This is a genomic window from Erwinia sp. PPS120 (assembly GCF_047918655.1).
Classification (GTDB): domain Bacteria; phylum Pseudomonadota; class Gammaproteobacteria; order Enterobacterales; family Enterobacteriaceae; genus Erwinia; species Erwinia tasmaniensis_A.
On the sequence record NZ_JBLREF010000010.1, the window covers coordinates 26,828 to 39,981 of the forward strand.

The 13,154-nt window shown below is 57.1% G+C and carries 8 protein-coding genes; all 8 read left to right on the forward strand.

What is annotated here, in order from left to right; translation table 11 throughout:
* The first annotated feature begins 214 nt into the window (after nucleotides 1–214).
* The 8 genes from ACLRGG_RS06340 to ACLRGG_RS06375 all read left to right on the forward strand — a co-directional run bounded on the left by ACLRGG_RS06340 (nucleotide 215) and on the right by ACLRGG_RS06375 (nucleotide 13,151).
* Nucleotides 215–2,617, forward strand: a complete 2,403-nt coding sequence (locus ACLRGG_RS06340; RefSeq protein ID WP_416248927.1) for an Ig-like domain-containing protein — start codon at nucleotides 215–217, stop codon at nucleotides 2,615–2,617.
* Nucleotides 2,618–3,004: 387 nt separating this feature from the next.
* Nucleotides 3,005–4,357, forward strand: coding sequence for a TolC family outer membrane protein (locus ACLRGG_RS06345; protein ID WP_416248928.1), 1,353 nt, complete (start codon nucleotides 3,005–3,007; stop codon nucleotides 4,355–4,357).
* A gap of 36 nt (nucleotides 4,358–4,393) precedes the next feature.
* Nucleotides 4,394–6,535, forward strand: a complete 2,142-nt coding sequence (locus tag ACLRGG_RS06350; RefSeq protein WP_416248929.1) for a type I secretion system permease/ATPase — start codon at nucleotides 4,394–4,396, stop codon at nucleotides 6,533–6,535.
* The gene (locus tag ACLRGG_RS06355) at nucleotides 6,532–7,701 is read left to right on the forward strand and encodes a beta-barrel domain-containing protein (protein WP_416248930.1); all 1,170 of its coding nucleotides are present in this window, start codon (nucleotides 6,532–6,534) and stop codon (nucleotides 7,699–7,701) included. Before ACLRGG_RS06350 ends, ACLRGG_RS06355 begins: the two co-directional genes overlap by 4 nt.
* Before the next feature lie 447 nt (nucleotides 7,702–8,148).
* Entirely contained in the window at nucleotides 8,149–9,282 is a 1,134-nt protein-coding gene (gene ompC, locus ACLRGG_RS06360) for a porin OmpC (protein ID WP_416248931.1), read from the forward strand.
* Between the two features lie 412 nt (nucleotides 9,283–9,694).
* Nucleotides 9,695–10,732, forward strand: coding sequence for an FAD:protein FMN transferase ApbE (gene apbE, locus ACLRGG_RS06365; RefSeq protein ID WP_416248932.1), 1,038 nt, complete (start codon nucleotides 9,695–9,697; stop codon nucleotides 10,730–10,732).
* 31 nt (nucleotides 10,733–10,763) lie between these two features.
* Complete coding sequence (gene alkB, locus ACLRGG_RS06370; protein WP_416248933.1) at nucleotides 10,764–11,408, forward strand: DNA oxidative demethylase AlkB; 645 nt, start codon at nucleotides 10,764–10,766, stop codon at nucleotides 11,406–11,408.
* Between the two features lie 87 nt (nucleotides 11,409–11,495).
* A complete protein-coding gene (locus tag ACLRGG_RS06375) occupies nucleotides 11,496–13,151 on the forward strand; it encodes a multidrug ABC transporter permease/ATP-binding protein (RefSeq protein WP_416248934.1) in 1,656 nt (551 codons plus the stop codon).
* Nucleotides 13,152–13,154 lie beyond the last annotated feature (3 nt).

The window sequence follows — 13,154 nt, forward strand, 5'->3', positions numbered from 1 at the left end:
TAAATTGTCTTCGCTGGCTGTGGCCAGTCGCGGGCCGTTTTTACGCTGATAATTTTAACCATTTTCCCTGTTCAGGATTGATTATCGATCCCAGATTACCGGACAACAGCTGGCGCTGAAAACGTGCCTACTGGCAATACTGCAGGAAACCAACAGCAATGCTGTCGGTTTCCTGCCAATCAATGATATCTATATCCGGCACAAAGGGGTCACCATGTCTACTTCAGAACAGAGTCGCGAGAAAAATGCGTCGCTGACAGAAAATGCGCAATCCGCACAGCAAAGGTTAGCGACATCTCCATCAATTTCCGGTATCGATTCCATCGCGCCTGATACCACGTTGGTTAGCGCCAGTGAATCCGTCACGCCCGATACCGTTTTGGTTAGCGCCAGCGAATCCATCACGCCCGATACCGCGTCAGTGAGCGCCAGTGAATCCATCACGCCTGATACCACGCCTGCCAGCGCCGGTAATGCCACGCTGTCCGACGTGCAGGCGACGCCAGTCAGTGGGCTAACCCTGGCTAACGCTGCTGCGACCACGGCGGGCGCGGCCGTAGCGAGCGACACGACGGTGGGGGAGGTGGCTTCCTTCGCCCTGGCCGCGGCTTCCGGACCTACGATTAAGGTTAACCCCTTTACCGGCGACCGGGTGCTGAGCGCAGAGGAAAAACACTCGGCACAAATCCTGGACGGCACCAGTACCCATCTCGATCCCGGCACGACGCTCACGGTTGGTCTGAACGGTAATACCTGGACCACTACCGTAAACAGCGACGGCAGCTGGCGCGTGGAAATCCCCAGCGAGGCGTTACTGTCCTTACCGGCCGGTCAGGCGGTGTTGAGCGTCAGCTTTGCCAACGCGGTAGGGGGCACCTCGTCTGCCAATCAACGCATAACCGTTGAGGCGTCACTTCCCCCGGAAGCCACGCCAGCGCCTCATCCCACCATTGATACGCTATTTGGCGACGGCTGGCTGAATAATGAGGAGTTCCACAACGACCAGTTACTGACCGGCACTACCGGCTCTGTCAGCGCGGGTCAGCATGTGGAGATCACACTCAACGGCACGACTTTTCTCGCCGTGGTTGATAATGCAGGCAACTGGTCGCTTCCGATCACCATGGACAACATGGACATGAATTTCGCTAACGGCGAAAACCAGGTATCAGTGAAGGCCACCGATATGTGGGGGCAGACGGGCACCGCCACCGCCAGCTTTATTATGGACCTCACCGCACCCTCGCTTAACGTAGATACCCTTGCTGGGGACAATATGATCGACAGCAGCGAGATTAACGACCCGTTGATCGTATCAGGCACTACCGATGCTGAGGAAGCGGGCCGGACCGTTACCATGACCTTCAACCAGCAGACCTGGACCACCACCGTTGAGGACGATGGCCGCTGGCATTTTGAATTCGCCCCGGCGGTAATTCAGGCAATGGACGATGGTACATATGGCATGAAATTTTCAATCTCGGATGCGGCGGGAAATGAAACCACCGCCGGAAAAAGCCTGAATATTTACGGTTCCGACGAGACTCTGCCTACGCTAACCGTCGATCCGATTTCAAGTGACGATGCTGTCAATATCTATGAGGGGCAGTTTGGCATAGAGATCACCGGGGAGTCCTCACACCTGCCTGCCGGAACGTTAATTGACGTCATGCTGAATGGTAAAAAGTATGAAGGTGGCGTTGGGGGCTCTGATGGCTCATGGATGGCCAATATAGATTCGGATACGCTTGCGACGCTGCACGATGGCAAATATACGCTGTATTTTTCCGCTCTCGATCCTAATGGCAATGGGACGAGTGCGACGCACGATATTTGGCTGATCACCCATCCCTCCAGCGAACCCCACTTTACGGTAAATGACCTCACCAACAGCGACGTCAGTCAGCATGATGGCGCGACCTGGGTCACGGTGAGTGGTACGGTTCAGAGCGAATTCCCCATTATCGGCGCATCGCTGAATCCGGGCGATTATCCACTTTACGATCTGAAATTCGACCAGAATGGCCACTGGAGCACCGAGGTTAATATCAACGATATCAACACGCACGGCAGCAACTTGATGCTTTTTACCGTCGCGGATATTGCCCGTAACTCGTTTGAGTCCGTACACCAGGTGAGTGCCGATATTGACACCAGCACCACCAACAGCGTGACCGCTTATGAAACGCTGGAGGGGAATGGAGATGAGGTGAACGCCACCTCTGCCGCGCTGGCGGATCAGGATGAAAAGGGTAGCGAACCTGTGGCACATGACAGCATCACTACGCTGCTGTCGACGCTCACCGGCACGCCGGTTACAGCGGTGAGTGGTGCAAAGCATGAGGTCACCAGTGAGCAGCACGCGCTGGCGGGTAAACCGGGGCTGCATGAGGCAGCACCGCTGGCGCACGCTTCGGCAGATGAGGGGGCGAAAGTCGACCTGACCACCGTCCGGCTTACCGGCGATCCCCAGGCGGAAGGGGGGATCTGGGCGACGCCAGCCGACAGGACGCTCGGTGTGCAGGCGGCCGATGCCAGCCATCATGCCCCCCTGGTCTCTGAGAATACGCTGGGCGATCTGCTAAATCAGCACACTTTCCAGGCATACGTGGTGTAAATCGGGTTTTACCCTGCATCGGAGCAGGACATTCCGGTGCAGGGTGTGTAAAGTTAAGTATATGTTATATTTTTGTAGATTGTTTGTATTGGATGTGGTTGGAAAAAACGTCGATTTAAGGACCGCTGTTCTATCAATTAATCACAGCGCCAGACAACATTAACGCCTGACTAACGGGCGGCTGGTATCAGTTTTTTTTCATGGTATGACGCCATGCTGGTACTGATTTCAGCCATTTTCTCTTTTGGGTTACAGCGTAATCCTTTGTCACCAGGTACTGATTAGCGCCCTGCCGGGCGTTGGCTTACGTATGCCCGGATAACTCCCGCTCTGGCGCGAAATATCCGGCATTACATTATTTTTTTTAATGGGAATAGTGGTGTCGAAATGAAGAAGAAGTGGGTTTCACTTTGTGTGGCCGCGCTGTTCAGCACGATCGGGCAACATGCGCTGGCGGCTACCGAACCCAAAGCCCAGTTTAACTGGCGGGCAGCCCCGAGTGAGGAGCAGGTCGCCACGCTGACGCTGCGTGACGCCATACTGCGCGCGTTTGCCCGCAACCCCAAAATTTCTGAGGCTGCCGCGCAAATCCGCGTGGGCGAAGCCGATCTGGACGCGGCGAAGAGCGCCTGGTATCCCCAGCTCTCACTCCAGGCCTCTGGCGGTCGTTCTCACCAGACGGACTCCTCAGGCAGCCTGAACAATAGTGGCTCAGGCGGGATCACGCTCAGCCAGCTGCTGTACGACTTTGGCCGCACCGGCGGCGCGATAGATGAACAGCATAAACTCTCGGAAGCCTACCGCTACGCGCTCTACGACACCATGACCACCGTCGCGCAGGACACGCTTCAGGCCTACCTGTCGGTGAAACGCTACCGTGCGCTGGTGGAAGCCTCGCGTAACAACGTGGCCTCGCTGCTGCGGGTCAAAGAGATTGCGAAAATGCGCGCCGATGCCGGGCTGAGCTCGCAGTCTGACGTACTACAGGCGGAAACGCGCATCGCCGGGATGCATGCGACACTCGAGCAGTATCGGGCCGGGGAGCGCACCGCCCAGGCTCAGCTGACGGTGCTGACCGGCGTGGTCGCGGGCGATCTGCCCGAACTGCCGCAGTCGCTGCTGAATCAGCAGGTCACCCTCGATAAAATCGCCTATGAGAAAAGCGCCGCCGTACGCAGCGCCCAGGCCAAACAGGAGGCCGCGCTGGAGCGCGTCCATCAGGCCGCCTCCAACCACTGGCCAACGCTGAAGGTGCAAGCCGGACGCACCCGTTATCAAAACAGCAGACAGTCCTACTGGGACGATGAATTGCAGCTCCAGGTGGAAGCGCCGCTCTACCAGGGCGGGCTGGTCAGCGCAAAGACCCGCGCCGCCGAGGGTGACAGAGAGGCCGCCGTCGCGGCGATCCAGCAGTCCAAGCTGGATATCAATCAGCACGCCTCCACCGCCTACGCCGATATGATCGGCGCCCAGCAGCGGCAAACGGCCGGAGAGCAGCAGCTCGGCAGCGCCGACCACACCCGCGCGGTCTACGCCGACGAATACAAGCTTAACAAGCGCAGCCTCAACGATCTGCTGAGCGTCGAACAGGACGTGTTTCAGGCCGACAGCAGCCGCCTGACGGCGCTGTATGACGGCTGGGATGCCACGGTTCGCTATGCCGCTGCGGTCGATAATCTGCTGGATATCATGGGCATCGATCGTGAAGCCTCCAGCGGGCAAACCCTTCCTTCGCTCTGACGCTGGCCGGGCACCTTAACAGAATAAGGCAGTATTATGAGTAAACAGACCGCAAGCACCGAGAACTGGATCGACGCGATGCTCCGCGTGGCAGCACGATTTGGCAAACCGGCAGATGGCAAAACGCTGCGCCAGCAGATGCGCTGGTTTGAACACCTTGCCCCCGCTCAGCAGCTCGAACGCCTGGCTGGCCTGCTGGGCCTGCATATGACCATGATGCCGCGCGAAAAAATCCGCTGGCGGCAGGAGGTCACGCCGGTAGTACTGATTATGGAGAATGGCAGCGTGGTGGTGGTAGAGTCCATCGACGCTGAAGGGAACGCGCGCTACTGGCTGAGCGACGGCGGCGATGTGGTACGTGAAAGTGAACTGACGCTGCTGCTGGCGCAAAGTCAGCCGCAGGTGGGTATTATTGGCGTGGCCGCGCGGGCGCGCGATGCGCGCATTGATGAGTTCGTTCAGCCCTATAAAAAGCACTGGTTCTGGGAAAACTTCCGCGGCATGGGGCGGCGGATCATGGAGATCTCGCTGGCGTCGATCGTGGGGAACGTGCTGGCGCTGGCGGGCATTCTGTTTTCCATGCAGGTGTATGACCGGGTGATCCCCGCACAGTCGGAATCCACGCTTTGGGTGCTGTTCACCGGCGTGCTGATTGCGGCCGCCATCGAGTATCTTATCCGCCTGATGCGCACCCAGGTTTCCGATCTGATGGGTAAGCGCATTGACCTCAAGGTGTCGTCGATGCTGTTCGCCCGTGCGATGAGCATTCGTAATGAAGCCCGACCCAAATCCACCGGCTCCTTTATTTCCCAGCTGAGGGAAATCGACCAGGTGCGCGAGCTGCTGACCTCGACGACCGTGGGTGCGGCCGCCGATATGCCCTTTGTGATCCTGTTCCTGTTTATTATGGCGTTTATCGGCGGCCCGCTGGTGATCGTGCCGCTGCTGGCGATCCCGCTGATTGTCATTCCCGGGCTGCTGGTGCAGTTCCCGATGGCGAAACTGGCGAAAGAGGGGCTGCGTGAAGGCGCACTGCGCAATGCGGTGCTGGTGGAAACCATTGAGGGGATTGAAGACATTAAATCCCTCCAGGCTGAACCCTATTTTCAGCGTCAGTGGGAGCAGACGCACGAGGTGAGCGCGGCAATTGGTATGCAGCAGCGGCTCTGGGGCGCACGGCTGACCGGCTGGGCATCCACCGTGCAGCAGCTTACCTATGCGGGGATGCTGGTCTCCGGGGTCTATCTGGTGCTCAGCGGTGATATCACCACCGGTACGCTGGTGGCCAGCAGCCTGCTCTCCTCACGCACCATCGCGCCGCTGATGCAGCTGACGATGGTATTTTCGCGCTGGCAGCACGCGAAAAGCGCCATGAACGGGCTGGACGAACTGCTGAAAAAGCCGCTCGACCAGCCGGAAGAGGGCGAAATGGCGCACTGCCCAACGCTCACCGGGCACTACGATCTGCGCGGCGTGCAGTACAGCTACGACGAGGAAAATGTCAAAAATGTGGTCACCCTTGGGCAGTTGCAAATCAAACCCGGCGAGCGGATCGCTCTGCTGGGCAAAGTGGGGGCGGGTAAATCGACGCTGCTGCGGATGCTGGCCGGGCAGGCGCTGGCCACCCAGGGGAAGGTGATCGTTGACGGGGTGGATATTCGCCGTATTGATCCTATCGATCTGCGTCGCCAGCTCGGCTGGCTGTCGCAGGATTCGCGGCTGTTCTTCGGCACGCTGAGACAGAATCTGATGCTGGGTAATCCCCACGCCAGCGAGCAGGAGATGCTCCAGGCGCTGCGTATCAGCGGTGCGCTCAGCCTGGTCCAGCAGGATGCGGCCAGCCTTGACCGCATTATCAACGAAGGGGGAAGGGGGCTGTCGGGCGGGCAGCGTCAGATGGTGATGCTCAGCCGGATGATCCTGCGCCAGCCGCAGGTGGTGCTGCTGGATGAACCCACCGCTTCTATGGATGAGCAGCTTGAAGAGCATGTTATCCGTCAGATGCAGGGCTGGCTGGCCGGACGAACGCTGGTGCTGGTTACCCATCGCCCGGCGCTGCTCAAGCTGGTGGATCGTATCGTGGTCATGGATAACGGACGGATTATTGCCGATGGCCCGCGCGATGAAATCCTGCGCGCAGCGTCAGTACCTGCCACCGGAAAAGGGGATGCAGCATGAGTTTGCTACTGATTGACCGGAGTATGAAACGCAATGAGCGCCGGACCTCTTCCGTTATCTGGATTTGCACGGCGGCGCTGGCGCTGTTTTTCATCTGGGCGCACTTTGCCATTCTGGATGAAGTCACCGTGGGCACCGGCAAGGTCACGCCGCTCAGCCGCGCGCAGGTGATTGAAAGTCTGGACGGCGGTATCGTGGACCAGCTCAACGTCCATGAGGGGAACATTGTCGAGAAGGGGCAGGTGCTGGCCCGGCTCGATCCGACGCGTTTTCGCTCTAACTTTGGTGAGGCGGCGGCCAAAGCCCGCACGCTGGCGGCTTCGGCTGAGCGACTGCGCTCCGAGCTGACCGGCGCGCCGCTGCGGTTCAGTGAGCAGACGCTGAAAGAGCCGGCGCTGGTGGCCAGGGAAACTCAGCTTTATCAGTCGCGCCGCCGAAATCTCAACGAAACCGTCAGCAATTTAACCCAGTCAATGAAGCTGGTGCAGGATGAACTGCGCATGACGGAGCCGCTGGTGGCGAAAGGGGCCGCCGGACAGGTGGAGGTGATCAGGCTGCGACGGCAAATCAGCGAGCTGCGCGGTAAAATTGATGAAGCGAGGAACGATTATGCGGTCAGGGCGCGTGAAGAGCAGGTGAAGAATAACGCCGATCTCGATGCGCAGCTGGAGGTGCTGACCGGTAAAGAGGATCAGCTCACCCGTGCCACCATTTATTCGCCGGTACGCGGGATCGTCAAGGATATCCAGGTCACTACCGTGGGCGGCGTGCTCCAGCCCGGCGGCAAGCTAATGGAAATTGTGCCGCTGGAGGATCAGCTGCTGATCGAAACGCGCATCAATCCGCGCGATATTGCCTATATACGGCCCGGCCTGCCCGCCACCGTCAAGGTGACGGCGTACGACTCCTCAATCTATGGCGACCTGCCGGGCGAGGTGGAAACCGTCTCTCCCGATACCCTGCAGGATGAGGTAAAACGCGATCAGTACTATTATCGCGTTTACGTACGTACGCAGAAGGCGGAACTGGCGAACAGGGCTGGACGTAAATTCCCTATTGTTCCCGGTATGGTGGCGAATGTTGAAATTAAAACTGGTCAGAAATCAGTTATGGATTATCTGATAAAACCGCTTAATAAAGTGAAAGAATCGCTGCGCGAGCGCTGATAATCCGCGGTGATCCCCCCGAAATAAAAAAAGCCGAACGCAAGGTTCGGCTGAAATCAGGGTAAAGCAAAACATTCGGGGTGAATGAGGGTAATACAGAAATAAAATGATGATAGCGGCGTTATTGTATAACCGGATGGTCACTCTTTTTTATCATTCAGTGCTCAGAAATTACAATTTAAAAATATGAATAAAAACAATAACTTGATTTAATGTTGATGGATTCTTGATAATCCGTGCCATAATTATTAGCGATACGTGCTGTGTAAAATTCCTGCGGAATTTACGTTTAGCAATAGATTGGTTACACTATGAAACACATTCGGAAATTTGGTATCATTTTCTTTATAGATTATTACGCGCTGGTCACTAGTATGGGCTTTCCAGCTGAATAACAAATATTCAGTAAGCAGTGGCAATTATAATATAACCAGAGGGTAATAATAGATGAAACGTCAAGTTCTCTCCCTGATGATTCCTGCAATGCTGGTAGCAGGTTCAGCAGGCGCGGCTGAAATCTACAACAAAGACGGAAATAAGCTTGATCTGTTTGGCAAAGTAGATGGCCTGCACTATTTCTCTGATAACGACAGTAACGACGGCGACCAGTCTTACATGCGTTTTGGCTTCAAAGGTGAAACGCAGATTTCAAACGAACTGACCGGCTATGGTCAGTGGGAATACCAGGCAGCACTGAATAACGCAGAATCCGAAGGCACCGCCAACAGCTACACCCGCGTAGGTTTTGCGGGTCTGAAATTCGGTGATTCCGGCTCACTCGACTACGGTCGTAACTACGGCGTGGCCTATGATATCGGCGCATGGACCGACGTACTGCCAGAGTTTGGTGGGGATACCTACGGCGCGGATAACTTTATGTTCCAGCGCGGTAACGGCATGCTGACTTACCGTAACAATAACTTCTTCGGCCTGGTTGACGGCTGGAACTTTGCACTGCAGTACCAGGGTAAAAACAGCAGCGCCACCGAGTCGCCAAATGGGCGTGACACGCTCGGACAAAACGGTGATGGCTGGGGTCTGTCAACTACGTACGATCTGGGCTCCGGCTTCGGTATCGGTGGTGCCATGTTTAGCTCTGACCGCACCAGAGAGCAGAACGGCGGCACGGCCGATCGTTCAACGATTCTGGGTCGCGGCGATAAAGCCACGGCGTACACCGGCGGCCTGAAATATGATGCCAACAGCATCTACCTGGCGGCGATGTATACCCGCTCTTATAATGCCACCCGCTTCGGCAGCACCCCAACGGATGACACGCCGAATGCGGCCTACGGCTATGCGGATAAAGCGGATAACTGGGAGCTGGTCGCACAGTACCAGTTCGACTTCGGTCTGCGTCCTTCCCTGGCGTTCGTCAGCTCTCGCGGCAGCGACATTCAGGGTTATGGCTCACAGAACCTGAAAAAGTATGTTGATGTGGGGGCGACCTACTACTTCAACAAAAACATGTCCACCTACGTTGATTACCAGATCAACCTGCTGGATGACAGTAAGTTTACCGACGCTGCGGGCATCAATACGGATAACATCGTTGCGCTGGGTCTGGTTTACCAGTTCTAAACTGGCTGGAGCGCAGCACCGCTGCGCTCCCTGTTTATTTTCCCTTCAAAGTACTCCGGTTGCCTTCTCGTTTTTCTTTTGCCCTTTATATTCACTCCCTGAGCACCTGCTCCTTCTCCTGATGGTAATGCGAAACCGCCTCAGCGACGATGTGGACGATAGAGCTGTTTGGTATGCGTTTGCTTGTAATGCTTATAGCCTGAAAAGATAATCAGCGCAGTGCATACGGCAAGGAGTAGAAAATAGATCATAGCGAATCTCCTCTGTATCCAGGGTTTTGCCGCTCTCAAAGAGCTGCGTCGGGCAACCATTCTGGGGAGCATTTCAATGACAATCAAGTCATTATCCCGGGCAGATAGCAGCAAAAAGGACTGTTTTCGGGCCAAAATTTACTAAAGGTTGTAAAGCTCAAATGAAGAAGAACGCGCTGTATTATGCTGGTTTAGCAGCATTTATTATCCTTAGCGGCTGTGACAATCAAAACCAGAGTTCAGCCGATCCGGGGCTGGTTCTTGAGGGACGCACAATGGGAACATTCTGGAGGGTTAGCCTGGCTGGCGTCTCCCCGGCGCGTAAAAATGCGTTACAAAAAGCGGTTCAGCAGCAGCTCGACGAGGACGATCGCGAACTGTCGACCTGGAAGCCGGATTCCGTTCTTTCCCGATTTAATCAGTATCGCGGCAGCGACCCGCAGCCGGTCAGCGATAATATGGCTGACATCGTCACGCTTGCGCTGCGTATCGGTAAAAAAACCGGCGGAGCGATGGACATTACCGTGGGGCCGCTGGTTAATCTGTGGGGCTTTGGGCCGGACAAGCAGCCGGTAAAAACCCCCAGTCAGGCTCAGATTGATGCCGCCCGCGCGCTGACCGGTTTGCAGCATCTGCAGGTGATTCAGAAGGCTGGGGGCGCCTGGCTGCAAAAAGATCTGCCCGGCCTGTATGTTGACCTGTCAACGGTCGGCGAGGGATTCGCCACCGATCATCTGGCACGCCTGATGGAGAAAGAGGGCATTAACAGCTACCTTGTTTCCGTCGGGGGTGCGGTACTGACCCGCGGCATGAATGCGCAGGGACGCCCCTGGAAGGTGGCAATTCAAAAACCGACCGACAAAGAGAACGCAGTACAGGCCGTGGTGGACTTACAGGGGCACGGAATCAGCACCTCGGGCAGCTACCTCAACTACTATGAACTGGACGGCAAGCGAATTTCACACGTCATTGACCCTGTCAGCGGACGCCCCATTCAGCATAAGCTGGTGTCGGCGACGGTGATTGCCACTACGGCGCTGGAAGCCGACGGGTGGGATACCGGGCTGATGGTGCTGGGCGAGGAGAAAGCTAAGGCGCTGGCGCTGCGGGAGAAGCTCGCCGTCTGTCTGATCGTTAAGCAGGGTGATGGCTTTGTGACCTGGATGTCGCCGCAGTTCAAAGCCTTTATCCGGCAATAACCGGGGCAGCGTGCTGCCCACTGGAGGCATAATGCTGGACTTTTTTAGTGAAGACGTCCCCTGGGCGGAGCCGCTTGCTGAGGGAGCCGTTATCCTGCGCCGCCGCGCGCGCGACGAGGCGGCGGGGCTGATGACGCTGGTCAGCGAAGTCTCGGCGCAAAATCCGTTTCATCATCGTATTACCCCCGGCGGCCACCGCATGTCGGTCGCCATGACCAACTGCGGGAACTTTGGCTGGTCAACCGACGCCAGGGGCTATCAGTATAGCGTTCAGGACAGCGCAACCGGCAAGCGCTGGCCACCGATGCCGGAGCGGTTTCGCGCGCTGGCTGCCGCCTGTGCGGCAGAGGCCGGGTTTGAGCATTTTCAGCCTGACGCCTGTCTGATCAACCGCTACGAGCCGGGAGCGAAGATGAGTCTGCATCAGGACAAGGACGAAGAGGATCTCAGGCAGCCTATCGTTTCCGTGTCACTGGGGCTGCCGGCGGTGTTCCAGTTTGGCGGCTTCGAGCGCGGTGATGCCGCTCAGCGGGTGCTGCTGGAGCATGGTGATATCGTGGTATGGGGCGGCCCTTCCAGGCTGCGCTTTCACGGTATTCTGCCGCTGAAGCCGGGTATCCATCCCGCCACCGGCGCCTTTCGCTATAATCTGACCTTCCGTCGCGCGTTTCGTTAGCGGCAGCTTCTCAAGTGAGAATAGTTATTGATATCGTCCGGGCAGTCATTAAACTGCAGGTTGCGTAGACTTTACCTGGATGATGTCATGGAGTTGCTTCACGTTGTTTACCGTCAGTACCGCTGGCCGTTTCTGGGCGTCATTGCCCTCAGCCTGCTTAGCGCTGCCCTCGGCATCGGGCTGATCGCTTTTATTAACCGCGAGCTGATTGTAACCCTGGATGCCTCGCTGGCGGTGCTGCCGCAGTTCCTGGGGCTGCTGCTATTGCTGCTGGCGGTGACGCTCGCCTCCCAGCTGACGTTGACGATGCTCGGTCACCATTTTGTCTGGCGGCTGCGCGGCGAATTTATTAAGCGCATCCTGGATACCCAGGTGGAACGTATCGGACAGATAGGCAGCGCGCAGCTGCTGGCGGGGCTGACCAGCGATGTGCGCAACATCACGATTGCCTTTGTGCGCCTGCCGGAGCTGATCCAGGGGGTGATCCTGACCCTCGGCTCGGCCGCTTATCTGGCCTGGCTCTCGCCCCGCATGCTGCTGGTCACTGCGGTCTGGGTCACAATAACCATTATTGGCGGCTGGCTGCTGGTCTCCCGGGTTTATCGCCATATGGCTAAGCTGCGCGAAACCGAGGACCACCTCTACGCGGACTATCAGACGATCATTGATGGGCGCAAGGAGCTGGCGCTTAACCGCCAGCGGGCGCGAATGATCTATGAAAATCTCTATCAGGAAAATGCCAAAAACTACCGCCACCATATTGTGCGTGCCGATACCTACCACCTCAGCGCGGTTAACTGGTCCAATATTATGATGCTGGGCGCCATTGGTCTGGTGTTTTACATGGCGAATACCCTTGGCTGGGCGGATACCGCGGTGGCGGCTACCTACTCACTGACGCTGCTGTTTCTGCGTACGCCGCTGCTCTCTGCGGTGGGCGCGCTGCCCACGCTGCTCAGCGCCCAGGTTGCCTTTAACAAGCTGGATGCTTTCCGGCTGGCCGATTACCAGCCAGCGTTTATCGCCCCCGGCGAGGCGAAGCGCTGGCAGACCCTTGAGCTTAAGGATCTGGTTTTCCACTATGGCGATCGCGGCTTCCAGGTTGGGCCGATTAGTATGACGCTCACGCGCGGTGAACGGGTCTTTCTGATTGGTGGGAACGGCAGTGGAAAATCGACGCTGGCGATGCTGCTGACCGGGCTTTATACGCCGGTATCCGGGCAGATCCTGCTGGATGGAGAGGTCATCGATGATTCAAACAGGGAGAGCTATCGACGGCTGTTCTCAGCGGTATTCACGGACGTTCACCTGTTTGATCGCCTGATTGATGATAACGGCCAGCCCGCCGACCCTGCCAGGGTTGAGCAGTGGCTGGAGCGGCTGGAAATGCGCGACAAGATTAAGCTTAACGGCAACAGGGTGCTTAACCTGGGGCTCTCTAAAGGCCAGAGTAAGCGGCTGGCGCTGCTGCTGGCGGTGGCCGAACAGCGCGATATCCTGCTGCTTGATGAGTGGGCGGCCGATCAGGACCCGCATTTCCGCCGCATATTTTATCGCGAACTGCTCCCATGGCTGCATGAGATGGGTAAAACTATTCTCGCCATCAGCCACGACGATAGCTATTTCCTGCATGCCGATCGCCTGCTGGAGATGCGTGAAGGTCAGCTGAGTGAGCTGACCGGGGACGATCGCAAACAGGCGACGCTGGATGCGGTAAAACGCACCGGGACGCTGGGGGGCTGACGC